The organism is Clostridium sp., assembly GCF_021443865.1.
Taxonomy (GTDB): Bacteria; Bacillota; Clostridia; order Clostridiales; family Clostridiaceae; genus Clostridium.
Map to the genome: position 1 here is coordinate 9,068 of NZ_JABUTB010000046.1, position 17,496 is coordinate 26,563.

A 17,496-nucleotide genomic window follows, 5' to 3' on the forward strand; every position below is an offset into this window, starting at 1 on the left:
ACTACAATTTCTCCAAGCTTCAATGCCATCTTAGTAGCCATTATAGAATTACAACCATGCGCTATATTAGCAAAAGGTCCTCCATGAATAATTGCCGGTGTTCCTTCACGAGTTTGAACTAGATTTGGTTTTAAAGAATCTTTTAATATTTCCTCTTATTACTTGAAAATATAAAGCAAAATTAATTCCGAATAATATCATAAATATTGTTATAATCCATTCAACTGAAGGACTAGAAAATGCAGCAACACTGGTATTCATATTAGAAAAACCACCTGTTCCCGCTGTTCCTAAGGCATGTATTATAGCATCGTAAGCTGAAAGTCCTGCCATCATTAATAAAATAGTTTGAACTATAGTTAATATAAGATATATTATATATAATATTTTAGCAGTTTCACTTATTTTAGGTACTATTTTTCCTGGATTAGGCCCAGGGCTTTCTGCTCTTAATAAATATATTGTATTAGATCCTAAGGATGGTACTAATGCTAATATAAAAATTAAAAATCCCATACCTCCTATCCAATGAGTAAAACTTCTCCAAAATAAAATCCCCCTAGGTAAGGATTCAATTTCTGCTAATATTGTTGCACCTGTTGTTGTGAATCCCGAAACTGTTTCAAAAAAAGCATCTATAAAGGATGGTATAGCTCCACTAATAACAAAGGGTAATGCTCCAAGGGCTGATATTACTATCCATGTTAGTCCCACTGTTAAAAATCCTTCTTTTGCATACATTTCTTTTCCTTCAATATTCATTTTTTTTAATACCAATGCTATTGGCATCATCAAAATAATTGTTATTAAAAAGGCTAAGCTGTCACCATCTCCATAAGCTAGTGCTATACCTAAAGGAATTAATAAAAGTATTGATTCATATAACAATACATTTCCTAAAACCTTTAGAACCATTTTATAATTCATATTTTCTGCCACCTCCAGCAAAGATGTCATCAATATTTAAGGTTTTCATATTTTTACTTACTATTATTACTCTATCTTTTACTTTTAAACAATCATCACCTGTTGGAATTATTATTTTATTATTTCTAACAATTGTAGCCACTAAGATATCATTATTAAATTCTACATTCTTAAATTTTTCATTTATATTTCTTGTATCATTTCCAACTATAAACTCTATTGCTTCTGCTTTATCATTACAAATTCTATAGATATTCTCTATAGAAGACTTTTTCTTATTTCTTAATGATCTTACATATCTTAATATTTTATATGCAGTAGCTAGCTTTGGATTCACTATAGAATTTATTCCTACAGTTTTTCCAATTTCTCTATAATTGTCTCTTGTTATTTTAGTTATTACATTATCTACAGATTTACTACTTGCTAAAAGAGAAGCTATTATGTTATCTTCATCTCTTCCTGTTAAAGTAATAAAACTATCTACATCTAGTAGACTTTCAGATAGTAGTAACTCTTCATCCATACCATCACCATTTATAATTATAGCGTTTGGTAAAAGGCTATTTAATTCCTCGCAAATCTTCAAATCTTTTTCTATTATCTTGCAATTCACTCCAACTTCACTAATAATTTTAGCTAGATAATATCCTATTTTACCCCCACCTACAATCATGGCTCTCTTTACATTTTTCTTATATTTCCCTAACTTTTTGAAAAAGTTTTGAATATTTTTATGCTCACCTATTACATAAACTCTATCATCTTTATGAAAAATAAAGTCTCCTCTAGGCATTATAAATTCATCTTTTCTTTCTACTCCACAAAAAAGTACATTACCTCTAATAAAATCAATATTACTTACCATCTTACCTTCTAGTTCAGTATCAGATACCTTAAATCCAACTAAATTTACTTTGCCATCAGAAAAGTTATCTATGCTACATACAGATGGATATTTAATTAACTTAGCTATTTCTATTGCTGCAGCTTTTTCTGGATTTATAACTAAATCTATTCCTACAGCTTCTGTTAATAAAGTTAAATCTTCATCATAATCTGGCGTTCTAACTCTAGCCACAGTATACTTAACTCCTAATTTTTTAGATGCTAAGGAACAAAGCATATTTAATTCATCACTATCTGTTACTGAAATTAATAAATCAGCTGTTCTTACTCCAGCTTCATCTAGAACCTTTAAACTAGTACAATTACCTTTAACACACATAACATCTAAATTATTATTAATATGTTCTAAGGCTATATCCTTATTATCAATAATGGTTATATTATCTCCATCTATAGATAGATATTTAGCCAAGGTATATCCTACTTTACCTGCACCAACTATAATAATATTCATTTTTCTTCTCCTCGTTATCTTATCTTACTCATATGAACAATACTTAAATTATACATTACAAATAATATTATTTAAAGCAATTAAATTTATCTTAATCTCTTGTTACTAAATCAAGATTATAATCCCTGCAACAAACTCTAAGTTATCTACATCAATTCTATTATAGATTACTTATGTAAAAGAATCTATCATATTTAATTTTATCAGAAAGTAAATTAAATATAAAATTAAGGGAGCTGTCGCAACAGCTCCTAAATTAAAAATGTAGAATGTAAAATGTAGAATTATTGATGTAATTCCAAAGGAATTACTAAAAAGATATATATTTTCTGTAGAAACTCCGAAGGGAGTTTCTTCTTTAATTTTACATTTTTAATTATTCATTTTACATTGTGCGACAGCCCCACATTTATATTTATTTTTAATTTATCCTTATACTTGTTAGATATACTATACTTATTAAAATAGATACCTATCTTCTAGTTATAATTCATGCCATGTTCTTAGAAAATGTATTCTATTCTAGATGTTATTTTCTTACCTTTTTTAGGATTAATTATTAATTTGAAGTTAATTGCTTTTTTTGATTGATTTCCTGAAGAATCAGTAGCAACTACAACCAATTCATATTTACCTGCATTAACAATTTCTTCACCTGAATAAATTTCTCCATTTAAAGTTGTAATAATTTCAGCTTCTTCATTAGCAGAAACTTGTATATTAATCTTACTATCTTTATAAACTCCTTTATCCTTTACACCAGTTATAGTTATTTCAGGCGACTTTTTATCTAAATTAAAATCATCAACTACAGTTCCATCTGTCTTTCTTGCTATTATTCGCATCTCATCGTCATTATACTCTAAAGTTGTATAAATAGCAGTGTTCTCATCATTATATACTTCAAAACTTCCATCATTAACTGCTTGATAATGCTTTTGACCTGTGGTTCCTGTTACTACATATATTGCTCCATTTTTATCTTCTACACCATTTTTCAATTTTTTAGTTCTTCCATAAGCATGATCATGTCCTGAAAATACTATGTCTATTCCTAATTCATCAACTACTGGAGGTAGCATTTCTTTAATTAATCCATTTCCACCTTCAGGATTTGTATAATATGGTGGTTGATGTGTTAATAAAATCTTTAATTTCTTATCTGATTTTTTAACATCATTTCTTAACCAATCTAATTTCTTTTCTAATAACGCTTTATCAGAAGTAAATCCTATAACACTAAAATGAACATCATTATAGTCTACTGAATATACTCCATCTAAGTTTTCATCTATACCTTTAGTTGGGATACTAAATATGGTCTTTCCTTTTTCTGCATTTGGGTCACCCATATATTCATGATTTCCTAAAACATTTATCATATCAATAGAGTTTGTTTTAGTATAATTATTGAATAATGAACTTATATAATCCCACTGCTGGAATATTGAAGCGTCATCAATAAAATCCCCTACATGGATTATTGCATCTGAATCAGTATGCTGATTTTCAATAACATTTAATATTTTATCTAACTCCACTAAACCTTCCTTTGATGGAGATTGCGTATCACCAAGTATTACAAACTTCATACTATCCTTATTTTTTAATGTTGTAAATTCCATATATTCAGACCAATTTTCTCCGTCACCAACTCTCATCATATAAGAAGTGTCTGGTTTTAATCCAGTTATTTTTGCCTTATTGAGTCTTACTATTCCATTTAACTTAATATCACTATTTCCTCCAAATGTAAGCTCCTTATAGTCAGCATTAATTTCTTTTACCTTCATTTTCTTTTTTGGTGGTGTTTTTGAATCATAGTCTGATTTCTTTATATATTGAACTACTGCCTTATTCCCAGAAGTTAATGGATTTGTCATCCATGTAACTGATTTTTCTTTACTTGGATTTTCAGTAGTTCCAAATAATATATTTGATGGCTTTATATCTTTCAATGCTGCATAAGATTGACTCTTTAATATTGTAGATGATAGTCCATCTTTTTCAGCATATATAGAAAATCTTTTTACCTCATTTGTAAGTTCTTCACTAGAAAGTAATCCATCAGAATTAGTTTTGCCTAAGATATTTTTACTTCCATCTTCATATTCTGCTACTATATTTGCCTCACTAACTGTACTACCACTTTTATCTAGTACTTTTATAATAGCAGGCTTACCTACAAGAATTTCTTCTAAATAAATATTAAAAGCACTTATTAGTGGAACTTTTCCTATTCTAGAAGATGATGTTTTAATAAAGCTTATATCCTTTTCTGATATATAGTCTATAGTTGAATTAATAATTTCAAAGCTTATATTTGAAGAAATATCAATAGTATTCGGTATTTCTATCTCTATATTTGCTAGTATACTTTCTTCATTATCTAAATTATTATTTTCACCATATATCTCAATTAATCCGCTTTCATTATTATAGTCCCATGTAAAATTCTTAATTTTTTCAGAAAACTTAATATCTTTTATATTATATTTCTTATCCACTTTTACTTTAGATATGAAGCTTTTTACATCAGCTCCTTTATTAGATTTTAACTCTAAATTTATAGAGCCACCTAAGAATCCCTCTTCATCCTTTGATTCAATATATATTTTTGCAGAATCAGTATTCACATTAAAATACTCAATTTTATTAGTTTCATTTCCAAAATTGTCTTGAGCTATTACTTCTACTTTATGAATTCCATCAGCCCATTTATATCCTGATAATGATACTGTTCCATCTTTATCATAAGAAAAATGTCCTTCTTTTCCTGTATAATCCACATTGTCTACAATTATTCTAACTCTATCCCAATTAATACCTGTAGCATATTGATCCTCCTGATAATCATAAAGTTTTGCTGTAATATTAATATTATTTACATCATATTCTTTATCTGCAATATTAATTGAATCTATTATTGGTGGATATAGATCATCAACGCTATCTCCATAAACTGCACGTATATTATCTATATATAATGCACCTTTCGTCATAGGTCCCTCACCTTCAAGACCTGATTTTAATGACATTATTCTAATTGTTTGGGTTGGATGTAATGAGAATGGTCCAATATATGTTTCAGGTATTTCAGCTTCTACATACTTCCATCCAGTCCAATCTATCCCTGGCCTTTGGTTAACTAAATCAATAGTCTTACTTTTTCCATCTCCTGCCATTAAATTCATTCTTAACCAATATCCCTTAGCTTCTTCAGTTGCATATACCCACATACCAATAGCTTTTGGGTTTCCTTCAATATTTATTGTTTCTGTAGGTCCTGCATAAGCCCCTAGGGTAGTCCCTACTTGAGCATTTGTAAAATCATAATTTAATTTTAATGAATGCTCACCAAATCTTGTTGGTTCATTTGGATATGTTGTTAATTCTACTGATACTATTTCCCCTCTATTGGCAGTAGAGGCTTTCCATAACCCAAGTCCCTCTTCAAAATCTTCTAATACTATTGGCAATTGTCCTACTGTAACATTTACACTAGCTGATAGGTCTGTTCCTCTTATACTTGCCTTAATTTCACCTGACAAACTGCTATCTGATGTATGTAAAACACCATTTTCATCTACAGTTCCCATTCCCTCAGGAACATCCCAAATTACATCATTATCATTATATTTTACATTTCTTTTATTAAATAAAGTAGTTAATCCTAAACTCCTGCTGGAATTTTTATCAATACTTATTTCACTATTATAAAAATATATTTCATTTGGAATCTCAATTTCAAAATTAGTTTCTCCTACTACATTTCCATTATAGCTTAATAAAGCTTTAGCTTGTCCTAATTTCCCTGTGGATGTAAATAATCCATTATTCTCATTTATTGTTCCAAATGAATCATCTGAAATACTCCAAATTAATCCTTCTTTAGGTAACTCAGCTGAAGCTCCAGCTAAATCTACGCCTAAAGCAGCAAATTGTATATTTGAGTTTGGCGTAAAACTCTTTTCATTAGGAGTTATATAAGCTGAATTAAATTCATGAGTTATAGGTTCTTTAGATATTATCATCCAAGAATTAGCAACGCTTCTTTCTGAATTATCAGAGGGTTTATTTTTTATATCTAACACATCACTACCAGGTATTCTTGATAAATGTGTAGTAGATCCCCCACCATCTAAGTTAAGTGCTTGCACTGCCCCCATAGATATCATTAATTCTGCAAGTTCCTCCATGGAAAGACCTGTGGAATATGGTTCTTGCCTTCCATCAACAGTTAAAAAAATTACTTTTCCATCCTCTTTTATACCTACTGCAGTTCTTGGCTCTTTATCAGCACCAGTTTGTGGGGTTTCAAATACTTGTCCATCTTTTACTAGTATTGCGTTACCACCTAAGGCTTCTTCAATATTATCTTTTAATTCATTAAATTTATTATAATCACCAATAACTGGAGTGCCATCTTTAAGTATTCCAAAAAATTTTCTTGAATTAGGATTATTTTTAATTATTACTCCATCTTTTACAACTACTCCACTAGGTTCTCCAGTTGCCATATTATAAAAATCTGCATTAACTCCTGCAACTACTTGCTCTCCCTTTGCTATAAGCACCTCAGCTTGTTTCCTTACAGTTTGTAGCCCATAAGCGCTTTCATCATTTGGTGTCGTAGCTTCTATACTTACTTTTTCATTTAGAGAGTCTACTTCTATAACAAAGCTTTCATTTCTCTTGCCATTACTATCAATAAATGAATATCCCTTCTCTAAAATTCCTGGTGCAAGTTTTGTTATATAATTATTAATAGGAATAGAAATAAGAGGTGATGATATATCAAACTCACCTAAAGCACTGACAGTAAATGCTGGTACTAAACTGAAAAAAATAGAAATAGAAATTATTAAGCACACGATTCTAGTTCTTAAATTTTTACTCATAATATCCTCCTATAAATTCTTTAATAATATTTAACTCTATTTCATAATTTTATTTTTATTATGAAATATCATTACATAAATAGTAGCATATCCTTTTTCCCCTGTAAACATTTTCCTAATATTTTAAATTATTTTTATTATTATATTAAAAAAACAATTTAATTTATAAGTGCTTCATATACTAAAAAACTCTCCTAAAAGCAAAAAATGTTGGATGCTTTAAGCATCCAACAAACAAATCTAAATCTATATTTATAATAATTTTTCTATACAAACTTCTTATTCCTACTATAAATTCTAAAACCTATATCTTCTAATAAGGTAAATAAACTTGAGGTTATAAAATATATTCCTAAAGCTATAGGAGCTTTAAATGTTATTAACACTCCCATTATAATCATAGGTAAAATACTTTTTAAATTTACAGTTTCCTCATTATCACCAAATACCTTTAAGTATGAAATTAAACTAGGTACTATAGTTATAATAGTATATATTATAGGAACTAAAAATTTATCATCTGTATTTCCTATATTAATAGCCCAAGGAATTAGAATGCTCATAGCTTCAATCTTTAATCTATCAATAGACATATACAAACCAGAAATTATAGGTAATTGTAATACGGGAAGTAAACATCCAAATAATCCCTTAGAGTTCTCTAAATAAAGCTTATTTAGTTCTTCTTCCTGTTTCTTTTTATTAGTTTTATATTTAGTTTTAACTTCCTCTATCTTCTTACTAAAGATTATCTGCTTTTTAATTGCTATCCTTTGTTTTATTGAAAAAGGAAGCATAAAAATCTTAACTATAACAGTTAGTAAAACAATTGCTATTCCATAGTCTCCAGTATATTGATAAAAGAACTGTACAATGTCTTTAAAAATATTAATAATGACGTCCATAAATCCTCCTTATATTTAAAAATTTAATAAACATCATCATTATTAAAACAAGGTACAATATCTCCAAATATCTATCTTTTCATAGGTATTATATTTATCTAAAGTTAAATTAGTACAGTAATTAAATATTTCTTTACTTATATAAATTAAAATAACCTTAGTAAAGTCTTTCTTTTTATTTAAAAGATAACCTTTAAAGTATATAAATAAAACAGTACTAATACTTAATATTAATATTAAATTCATTAAATATATCATATCAAATTTCATATATACCTCCTAAAAGTTATTATTTACCTTATTATAAGATACTTATAATGGTAAGTAAATATATGGAAATAATAATTTTATTATTTATCTATTTATAACTTTCCCTTGTAAACCTTCTATTACGTCTAAAGTCTTATAATGTAGGCTTTCATTAAAACTTGCACAAAGGCTTGCATCAACTATTATATTAGCATTTCTAAACTGTGATTGAAACATTACAAAATTACTTATTACACAAATATTAGTAACTACTCCTACTATTTCAATTTCCTCTATATCTTCTCCTATTTCTGCTGATATTTTAACCATATCTTTAGGTGCCAGGCCAAATCCATATTTATGGTAACTTATAATATTGTCATTGCCTTCAAATTCCTCTAGTTTTCCAAATAATCCATGTCCCTTTGTACCCTTGATGCAATGAACTACTGGTAAGTTCTTACCCTCTCTTGTATTTAAATAGTTTTCTTCATGAGTATCATAAGTGAATAGAACTTTATTTCCTGCTTTTAAATATTGGTTTATTTTATTATATATACCTTCTTCTAATGTAGTAGCTTTTTCAAAACCTAAAGCACCATCAACGAAATCCTTCTGATAATCAATAACTACTAATATTTTTTTCATTGCAACCTCCAAAAATTTATATATTTTTATATTTTATAACTAATATTACTATAATGTTATTTTAACCAAAAATATAAATGTTGTATAATATTTTATTTAAATTATATTTTTATTAGAATAATACTCCTTAACCCTGTATAATAAAAATACAAAGTAAAAATTATTTTATAATTAGGAGAATTTTATTATGAAAATAGAGCATATAGCAATGTACGTAAATGATTTAGAAAAAGCTAAGGATTTTTTCGTTAAATATTTTGATGCAAAACACAATGAAATTTACCACAATAAAAAAACTGATTTTAAATCCTATTTTTTGAGTTTTGAAGATAATGGCAGATTAGAAATTATGACTAAGCCTAATATGGTTGATACAAATAAAGAGTTAACAAGAACAGGCTTTATTCATCTTGCTTTTAGTGTAGGTAGCAAAGAAAATGTAGATAGTTTAACTATAAGATTAAAAAATGATGGATATGAAGTTATTAGCGGTCCAAGAACGACTGGTGATGGATATTATGAAAGCTGCATTATTGGAATAGAAGGAAATCAGATTGAAATAACTGTCTAAATAATAATATTACTTTTATAAAAATTATGTTAAATTTATTTTTTAATTAGATTTTTAAATTTATTTTTTATATTATATAATGTGATTATGATATTTTTAAGAGGTGATTAATTTCATGAACAATACGCTTACTCAGGAGAACATAAAAAAGTTAAGAGAAGAATTAGAATATAGAATGACGGTAAAAAGAGCTGAAATAGCTAAGGAAAAAGCCATAGCCGCAGCTCATGGTGATAGATCAGAAAATGCAGAATATAAAGAAGCTTGTGCTAACTACAGAGAAAATGATAATAGAATACAGTATTTATTAAATATGATTTCTACAGCTACTGTTATAGAGGATGAAGAAATAGATAAGTCTGTATTAGGAATTGGTAGCAAAGCAAGAATTAAATTTATGGAAGATGATTTTGATGATGTAGTAACTCTAGTTACTGTTATGGATTCTGATCCTGAAAATATGTGCATTAGCATTGAATCTGATCTTGGATTAGCACTTAAAGGTAAAACTGTTGGTGATACTGTTGAAGTAATTGCACCAGAAGATAAGTATACTGTAGAAATATTAGAAATACTATAATACCTTACTTTCATAAGTAATTAAATTTAGCAATATATAAACTTACTGAATTTATTCTAGATTTTTAATTAGGAGCTGAAAACAGCTCCTTTTTCTATTCTTCATAAATCATATTTTTTGTCATACCACCATCTATTACTAAATTAGCTCCATTTATAAAGTCATTATCTTCGTCGCATAGATATAGGCAAGCTTTTAATATATCCTTAGGCTTTCCTACTCTACCAGATGGATGTTGATTATGGTCAATATCTCGTAAATCCTCATAATTATCAACTTGTATCCATCCAGGACTTATAGCGTTAACTGTTATTGGAGTATTATGTAATGAAACTACCAAACTATTTGTTAAAGATATAATACCCCCTTTAGACATTCCATAAAGCTCCCAATTTGCTTCATTTTGATTATATCTAGTGGATGAAATATTTATTATTCTTCCATAATTTTGACCCTTATTTGCTTTTATAAATTCCCTGCAACAAATAAAGCATCCTCTTAAATTAGTATTAATTACATTATCAAAATCTTCTAACTGTACATCTTCTATATACTTTTCATAATGACTAATTGCAGCATTATTAATTAATACATTAATATAGCCATATTTATCCGTAATCTTAGCAAAGACTTCTTCTATCTCATTTTCACTTTTTAAATCTGCCTTGTAAAAATCTATATTAGAATTTTCATATTTTGCCTTTAAAATATCCATTACTACTACTTTAAATCCATTCTTAGCAAAACCTTCAGCTAAATGATACCCAATACCTTTGGCTCCTCCAGTTATTAATACTACTCTCATATTAATATCTCCTTAAATATTATTTTAAGTTTTTTATACCTTCTTCTAATATTTCTAATTGTAATAAAGTTTCATAATCTTTAATAGTCTTATCTTTATTATTGATAATTACTTCATATAAATCATCATATACTCTTCCATAATCACCATCTACAGATTTAACCTTTTCTTCGTGGATAGTTCCTTCATCATCAATATATGTTATAACACCATATTGATCTATTGTATCTTTACCAAAATCCTTATTGGTTGGCATATAAAACATTTTTAAATGCTCTTCTTGCCTATCCTTACCTTCCTTTACAAAACACCCCTTTTTACCATACACCACAAAGCTTGGTCTTGCTTTTATTCTAAAATAACTAGATTTAACTGATACCTTTGTAGTTCCATAATATAAATCTAAATCAAAATAATCATTCATTTTTCCTGAACCAAGTAATTGCCTTACATCATAGTGAATATTATCTGGTTTACCAAAATAACTTATTACCTGATCTAAAGTATGACATCCATGTCCATATAAAAATGATTCATAAGGAGAGAATTTAGGATTTCCTTCTGGAACTTCTGGTCTAAAATAATCAAAATGCATTTCTAATTCTAATAACTCTCCAAGCTTACCTTCTTCAATAACCTTTTGAACTGTTAAAAAGTCACTATCAAATCTTCTGTTTTGATAAGCTTGAACAACTAATTTTTTAGAATTTGCTAAATCAAAAATCTCCTTTGCTTCATTATAAGTTTCCATAAATGGCTTTTCTACTAAGCAATGTTTATTATTTTCTAAAACTAGTTTTGCATAATTGTAATGACTATCTTGTCTTGTACAAACTACAACTAATTGTATATCTTTATCCTTTAATAACTCATCTAAATTAGAGGTATAATTTACTCCACCTATTCTATCCCATTTCTCATTTTTAGGATTCCTTTGATAAATGGTTTTCACCTTTATATTATTTCTTTGAAGTACAAATGGTAAATGATATCTATTTGTACTTTTCCCATTTCCTATATACCCTATTGTAAGCATTCTACTCCTCCAAATTATTTATTATTATACATAATTATACTACCTTTTCGTAAAATCAAGCAAAAAAATCTGCGATATAATATCGCAGATTTTTTTATAGTATCCTTAATAGGCCTTATGTTAATCTATTATTTATTCATTGATTCGATAATGCCATCAACAAGTCCATCCATGTCTACTGCATTATCTTCTTTCATAGAAGAAACTAATGAAAGCTTATCTTCTAATATGTTCATGTTCTTCATTTCATTAATACATCCAGCCATTAACTTTCCAGATTGAGTAGCCCATGAACCATTTTCTATTAAAGCAAAGGTTCTGTTTTGTAAATTAAGAGCTTTCATATCTACAAGATAATTATGCATTAATGGATAAATTCCTAAGTTATAAGTTACTGATGCTAATACAATATGACTTACTCTAAATGTTTCAGCTATTAATGTAGACACATGAGTATTAGATACATCATACATAACTATATTAGTTATTCCTTTTTCAACAAATTTAGTTGCTAAAGCAGTAGCTGCTGATTCTGTATTTCCATACATTGAAGCATATACTATCATTACAGCCTTTTCTTCTGGTTCATATTTACTCCATTTATCATGTTTATCTATAAAATATCCAAGGTTTGAACGCCAAACTGGACCGTGTAATGGACAAATCATCTTAATATCAAGATTACTTGCTTTCTTTAATAATAATTGTACGTGTGGACCATACTTACCAACTATATTAGTATAATATCTTCTTGCATCATCAATCCAATCACGCTCAAAGTTAACTTCATCATTAAATAACTTACCATCTAAAGCTCCAAATGATCCAAAGGCATCAGCTGAGAAAAGAACTCCATTAGTAGTATCAAAACTTACCATAACTTCTGGCCAATGTACCATTGGTGCAGTTATAAATTTGATTTCATGCTTACCAAATGATTTTGTATCTCCATCTTTAACTTCTATTTCTCTTCCATCAACTTTGAATCCAAATTGTCTCATTAATAAGAATGCTTTTTCTGTAGCTATTATTTTAATTTCTGGATAACGTATAATAATTTCTTCAATAGAAGCTGCATGGTCTGGTTCCATATGATTTATTACTAAATAATCTAATTTTCTTCCCTTTAAAACAGCTTGAATATTTTCTATAAATTGTCTTGATATTGACCAATCTACAGTATCAAATAATACTGTTTTCTTGTCCAATAATAAATATGAGTTGTATGAAACCCCTCTTGGAATTGGGTGAATATTTTCAAATAGAGCTAGGCGCTTATCATTACCGCCTACCCAATAAAGGTCTTCTGTTACTTTTCTAACACAAAACATTAATTAATCCTCCTTTTGACTATGAAAATTTTAACTTTTGCTAAAGATTATGCCTCTATGAAACTAGATTTTTCTTCACCACAATCTGGGCAAATCCATTCTTCTGGTAGGGCTTCAAATAGAGTTTCTGGTGCTATTTCATTTTCTTCATCCCCTAATGCTGGATCATATTCATATCCACAGCCACCACATACATAAGTTTTCCATGTAGGTGTAGCCTTCTTAGGAACACTTCTCTTCATCTTCTTCATAGGAGGAGCTGGTTTCTTTGGCTCTCCATTATCTAAGGCAGCTGTTAATAATGGCATTATTTCCATTATATCTCCAACTATACCATAGTCTGCATTTTTAAATATTGGCGCATTAGCATTATTATTGATAGCAACAATAGTAGTAGCATCCATAATTCCTTTTAAATGTTGTCCAGCGCCTGATATACCACATGCTATATAAAGATTTCCATTAAACTTTTGTCCTGACATTCCAATATAACGATTTAGAGGTAAATACTTCATTGTTTCAGCAACAGGACGTGATGATCCAATAGCTGCACCAACTTGGATGGCTAAAGCTTTCGCTAATTCCATATTTTTTTCTTCTCCAATACCCTTACCTACGCTTACTACACGATCAGCTTTTTGTACTGGAGTATTTATGTCAATTCCAACAGTAAAATCATATCCATCATTCTTTAGTGCCTCAACAAGTTTGTCCACATTTTCTTTAGCTGTACCTTCCTTAAATATAACCTTCTTACGTGCCCCTGTCAATGGGTCAGCTTTCTTCTTAGCCTTTTTATCACCCTTAGGCATCTTTCCAATTATATGAGATGCAATAACTACTCTTTGAATTTCATTAGTTCCTTCGTAGATTGTACAAATTTTTGCATCACGATAAGCTCTTTCAACTTCCATACCCTTTAAGTATCCTGATCCACCGAATATTTGTAGTGCATCATTTACTACTTCTAAGCATATGTCTGAAGCATACATCTTAGCCATTGCAGATTCCATAGAATAAGATTCGTGATGTTCCTTTAAATCAGCTGCACTATATATTAATAACCTAGCAGCTCTTAATTTAGTTGCCATATCTGCTAATTTAAATGAAATTCCTTGTTGTTGAGCTATAGGTTTTCCAAATTGTATTCTTTCTTTTGCATATTCTAAAGCGTTTTCATATGCACCTTGAGCTATTCCTAACGCTTGAGAAGCAATCCCTATACGACCACCATCAAGAGTTTGCATTGCAATCTTAAAGCCTTCTCCTTCTTTTCCTAATAAATTTTCCTTGGGAACCTTTACATTATTAAAAATTAATTCAGCAGTTGAAGAAGAACGAATACCCATCTTATCATAATGATCACCAAAAGTGAATCCTTCCCAACCCTTTTCAACTATAAATGCACTAATACCCTTAACCCCAATATCTGGTGTTGTTACAGCAAATACTACATATGTATCAGCTTTATCTGCATTAGTAATAAATATCTTTCCACCATTTAAGATATAATAATCTCCTTCTAGGACAGCAGTTGTTTCAGTTCCACCTGCATCACTACCAGCATTTGGTTCTGTTAATCCAAATGCACCTAACTTTTCACCATTTGCTAGTGGTACTAAATACTTTTGTTTTTGTTCTTCAGTTCCGAATGCAAATATTGGATAACTTCCTAAAGATACATGAGCTGATAATATAACCCCAGTTCCCCCATCTACTCTTGAAAGTTCTTCAACAGCAATGGCATAACTAATTACATCTCCACCTAATCCACCATATTCCTTTGGATAAGGAGTTCCCATAACACCCATTTCTCCTAATTTTTTAACGACTTCTGTTGGGAAAATGTTTTCTTTATCCCACAAAAAAGCTTGTGGTCTAATTTCAGCCTCTGCAAATTCTCTTACTTTCGCACGAAACTCTTCATGTTGGTCTGTAGTCTTAAAAAACATAAACTTGCCTCCTTTTATTTTGTGTTTTATAACGTATAAAACACACTCTCATTTAGTAATAAAAGATAAAACTTATTCTGCAATTAATTGTAAGAATAAATAAACCCATAGTAATAGATTTTTTATATCTATTAATAATAATTATTATAAAACTAACAATATTTACTGTCAATTTATTCTGAAAATATTTACAATCTGATATTTTTTTATATTTTAATTACTATTCTTAACAAATATCTAATACTAAAATTATTATTTTGTTATTTTTTACATTGCTATTTTGGCATATCCAAAATAAATGTATACAATAATTTGTATTTTTGCAAAGTATCATTTAATGTAATCGTATATATGATTTACTCGTTTAATATTTAATTAACAATTTCTTCAATGAAAAACATATACTGAAGGAAAGGAATTTATAAAAAATTATTCTAAGGGTAATATTTTGTAAATTCCTAGAAAACAAAAAAAGTCAGAATTATAATCTGACTTTATATATGTACTATATATATGTACTATATATTATTTAATGTTCACTAAACAATCCGGCTCCCCTTATAATATCCTGTTCTCTAAAAAGACTCATAACTGCTTCATTATAATCTTCTATATTCTGTGCCTTTTTTATTCTTTTTATATATTTTTTGTTATCAGAAAATATATATATCATATAACCCCACAACTCCTTCATTCTATAAATAGCATTTTTATCTTCTTTAAACGCTACCCTATAGTTAGTAAAAATTTCGTCATGAAATTCTTTTAATATATTTTTATCTAAAAGCTTATCTTCTTTTATTTCATCTAATAATCCAGGATTAGCTAATATCCCTCTTCCAATCATAACTTTATCTACAGTTGGAAAGTTACTAATAAATTTATTATAATCTTCATTTGTAAAAATATCTCCATTATAACATACTGTACTATTACTTAATTCTAATGCATCCTCGAATATTTCTAAATTAGGCTTGTTCCCATAAAAATCTTCTCTAGTTCTTGGATGAATTATCAATTCTTCTAATGGATACTTATTATAAATTTTGATAAGTTCATAGAATTCTTCAGGCTTATCTTTTCCTATTCTAGTTTTCACAGAAATCTTCATATCAGAAATTTTAAATATCTCCTCTAAAAACTTATCTAGTTCTTCTCTTTTTGCTAAAAATCCAGAACCTCTATTTTTTGAAACCACAGTTCCAGATGGACATCCTAAATTTAAATTCACTTCATTATATCCTAATTCTTTTAACTTCATTGAAGTATTAATAAATCCTTCTGAATCATTAGTAAGTATTTGAGGAACAATATTTAATCCACTATTATTTTCTGGTAAAATGTCTCTTAATTCTTTAGTCTTAAAACTATTACTTGTGTTTGGTGTAATAAAAGGTGTAAAAAACTTATCCATATTATTAAAATACTTATTATAAGCATTTCTATATATATGCCCAGTAATTCCCTCCATAGGTGCTAAATAATATTTCATGTACTAACTCCTCTATCTTTATTCTAAAGAAATTATATCAGCCTTATCTTAACTTATCTATATATCTTTTATTTATTAAATAACATTTTTATTTCATCTAAATCTTTACAATAAAAATCTGCATCTGTTTCTTTGCAAACATCATTAATATTAGCAAAAGCCATTCCACCTACTATTATTAAAGGAGCTTTATTCTTAAAGTAAGCTCTAATTGCTTTTATAACATTTTTAGCAGATTCTATATTATTAGTAATGGTAACTGAAATAGCAATATATTTAGGATTTTCTGATTTGATAGCATTAATAATACTAAGGGTTGGAAGATTTGAGCCAAGATATATTACCTTAATACCACTAACTTCTAATAAATCAGCAATCATCTTTATTCCAATATTATGTTGCTCTGATCCTGCTGTTAAACAAATTATAGATGATTCCCTATTATCATTAATTCTTTGATGGCTTTTTAATTCTCTCATTATATCTAAAATATTTTCTGAAATATAATGTTCATTCCACACATCTATTTCTCCAACTTCCCAAAGTACACCAACTTCTTTTAATGCTACTTCTAATATATTAAAATATATCCATTCTATATCTATTCCATTGTTATACATATTTAATATTAAATCTCTTGCTTTATTCTTATATCCATTTAATAAATATTTTAAAAATTCTTTATACTCATCCTTATTTACCAAATAATTACTTTTGTTGTTTGTTTTTTTGTCTT

At 28.3% G+C, this 17,496-nt stretch carries 13 protein-coding genes and 2 pseudogenes; 2 read left to right on the plus strand and 13 right to left on the minus strand.

The annotated features are described in order from the left end of the window. The 7 genes and pseudogenes from HUJ77_RS09400 to HUJ77_RS09430 form a co-directional block, all read right to left on the minus strand. Positions 1-146, minus strand: a pseudogene (locus HUJ77_RS09400) (formate--tetrahydrofolate ligase); the annotation flags it as partial. Then, positions 124-927 (minus strand): annotated as a pseudogene (locus tag HUJ77_RS09405) (potassium transporter TrkG); the annotation flags it as partial. The pseudogenes HUJ77_RS09405 and HUJ77_RS09400, both read right to left, overlap by 23 nt. Beyond that, positions 917-2,290, minus strand: a complete 1,374-nt coding sequence (trkA, locus tag HUJ77_RS09410; RefSeq protein WP_291708328.1) for a Trk system potassium transporter TrkA — start codon at positions 2,288-2,290, stop codon at positions 917-919. The pseudogene HUJ77_RS09405 and the gene trkA, both read right to left, overlap by 11 nt. Before the next feature lie 503 nt (positions 2,291-2,793). Further along, the gene (locus HUJ77_RS09415; RefSeq protein WP_291708329.1) at positions 2,794-7,191 is read right to left on the minus strand and encodes a phosphodiester glycosidase family protein; all 4,398 of its coding nucleotides are present in this window, start codon (positions 7,189-7,191) and stop codon (positions 2,794-2,796) included. A gap of 266 nt (positions 7,192-7,457) precedes the next feature. Next, positions 7,458-8,096 carry a membrane protein insertase YidC gene (yidC, locus tag HUJ77_RS09420; protein WP_291708330.1) on the minus strand — a complete coding sequence of 213 codons (639 nt, stop codon included), beginning with the start codon at positions 8,094-8,096 and terminating at the stop codon, positions 7,458-7,460. Positions 8,097-8,138: 42 nt separating this feature from the next. Then, positions 8,139-8,366, minus strand: coding sequence for a hypothetical protein (locus HUJ77_RS09425; protein ID WP_291708331.1), 228 nt, complete (start codon positions 8,364-8,366; stop codon positions 8,139-8,141). Positions 8,367-8,450: 84 nt separating this feature from the next. Beyond that, positions 8,451-8,993 carry an isochorismatase family protein gene (locus HUJ77_RS09430; RefSeq protein ID WP_291708332.1) on the minus strand — a complete coding sequence of 181 codons (543 nt, stop codon included), beginning with the start codon at positions 8,991-8,993 and terminating at the stop codon, positions 8,451-8,453. Positions 8,994-9,180: 187 nt separating this feature from the next. Here HUJ77_RS09430 and HUJ77_RS09435 point away from each other — a divergent pair, with 187 nt between their 5' ends. Together HUJ77_RS09435 and greA are read left to right on the plus strand one after the other, a co-directional pair. After that, positions 9,181-9,564, plus strand: coding sequence for a VOC family protein (locus HUJ77_RS09435; RefSeq protein ID WP_291708333.1), 384 nt, complete (start codon positions 9,181-9,183; stop codon positions 9,562-9,564). Between the two features lie 115 nt (positions 9,565-9,679). Continuing rightward, positions 9,680-10,144, plus strand: coding sequence for a transcription elongation factor GreA (gene greA, locus HUJ77_RS09440; protein ID WP_291708334.1), 465 nt, complete (start codon positions 9,680-9,682; stop codon positions 10,142-10,144). 94 nt (positions 10,145-10,238) lie between these two features. Here the strand turns inward: greA and HUJ77_RS09445 are convergent, their stop codons facing one another. The 6 genes from HUJ77_RS09445 to HUJ77_RS09470 all read right to left on the minus strand — a co-directional run. Further along, entirely contained in the window at positions 10,239-10,949 is a 711-nt protein-coding gene (locus tag HUJ77_RS09445) for an SDR family oxidoreductase (protein ID WP_291708335.1), read from the minus strand. A 19-nt stretch (positions 10,950-10,968) separates the two neighbouring features. Then, positions 10,969-11,985: an oxidoreductase gene (locus HUJ77_RS09450; RefSeq protein WP_291708336.1), complete on the minus strand. Its 1,017-nt coding sequence runs from the start codon at positions 11,983-11,985 to the stop codon at positions 10,969-10,971. A 128-nt stretch (positions 11,986-12,113) separates the two neighbouring features. Beyond that, on the minus strand, positions 12,114-13,316 hold the full coding sequence (locus HUJ77_RS09455; RefSeq protein ID WP_291708337.1) for an FprA family A-type flavoprotein: 1,203 nt from the start codon (positions 13,314-13,316) through the stop codon (positions 12,114-12,116). A gap of 47 nt (positions 13,317-13,363) precedes the next feature. Further along, positions 13,364-15,268, minus strand: a complete 1,905-nt coding sequence (locus tag HUJ77_RS09460) for an acyl-CoA dehydrogenase family protein (RefSeq protein WP_291708338.1) — start codon at positions 15,266-15,268, stop codon at positions 13,364-13,366. A gap of 529 nt (positions 15,269-15,797) precedes the next feature. Further along, a complete protein-coding gene (locus HUJ77_RS09465) occupies positions 15,798-16,760 on the minus strand; it encodes a tRNA-dihydrouridine synthase family protein (RefSeq protein ID WP_291708339.1) in 963 nt (320 codons plus the stop codon). A gap of 68 nt (positions 16,761-16,828) precedes the next feature. Beyond that, a partial coding sequence (locus tag HUJ77_RS09470; RefSeq protein WP_291708340.1) for a cobalamin-dependent protein occupies positions 16,829-17,496 on the minus strand: 668 nt, incomplete at its 5' end.

What these genes read in the sequence shown, in the direction of transcription:
- trkA (WP_291708328.1), bottom strand. Translation starts at nt 2,290, where the DNA reads ATGAATATTATTATAGTTGGTGCAGGTAAAGTAGGATATACCTTGGCT.
- HUJ77_RS09415 (WP_291708329.1), bottom strand. Translation starts at nt 7,191, where the DNA reads ATGAGTAAAAATTTAAGAACTAGAATCGTGTGCTTAATAATTTCTATT.
- yidC (WP_291708330.1), bottom strand. Translation starts at nt 8,096, where the DNA reads ATGGACGTCATTATTAATATTTTTAAAGACATTGTACAGTTCTTTTAT.
- HUJ77_RS09425 (WP_291708331.1), bottom strand. Translation starts at nt 8,366, where the DNA reads ATGAAATTTGATATGATATATTTAATGAATTTAATATTAATATTAAGT.
- HUJ77_RS09430 (WP_291708332.1), bottom strand. Translation starts at nt 8,993, where the DNA reads ATGAAAAAAATATTAGTAGTTATTGATTATCAGAAGGATTTCGTTGAT.
- HUJ77_RS09435 (WP_291708333.1), top strand. Translation starts at nt 9,181, where the DNA reads ATGAAAATAGAGCATATAGCAATGTACGTAAATGATTTAGAAAAAGCT.
- greA (WP_291708334.1), top strand. Translation starts at nt 9,680, where the DNA reads ATGAACAATACGCTTACTCAGGAGAACATAAAAAAGTTAAGAGAAGAA.
- HUJ77_RS09445 (WP_291708335.1), bottom strand. Translation starts at nt 10,949, where the DNA reads ATGAGAGTAGTATTAATAACTGGAGGAGCCAAAGGTATTGGGTATCAT.
- HUJ77_RS09450 (WP_291708336.1), bottom strand. Translation starts at nt 11,985, where the DNA reads ATGCTTACAATAGGGTATATAGGAAATGGGAAAAGTACAAATAGATAT.
- HUJ77_RS09455 (WP_291708337.1), bottom strand. Translation starts at nt 13,316, where the DNA reads ATGTTTTGTGTTAGAAAAGTAACAGAAGACCTTTATTGGGTAGGCGGT.
- HUJ77_RS09460 (WP_291708338.1), bottom strand. Translation starts at nt 15,268, where the DNA reads ATGTTTTTTAAGACTACAGACCAACATGAAGAGTTTCGTGCGAAAGTA.
- HUJ77_RS09465 (WP_291708339.1), bottom strand. Translation starts at nt 16,760, where the DNA reads ATGAAATATTATTTAGCACCTATGGAGGGAATTACTGGGCATATATAT.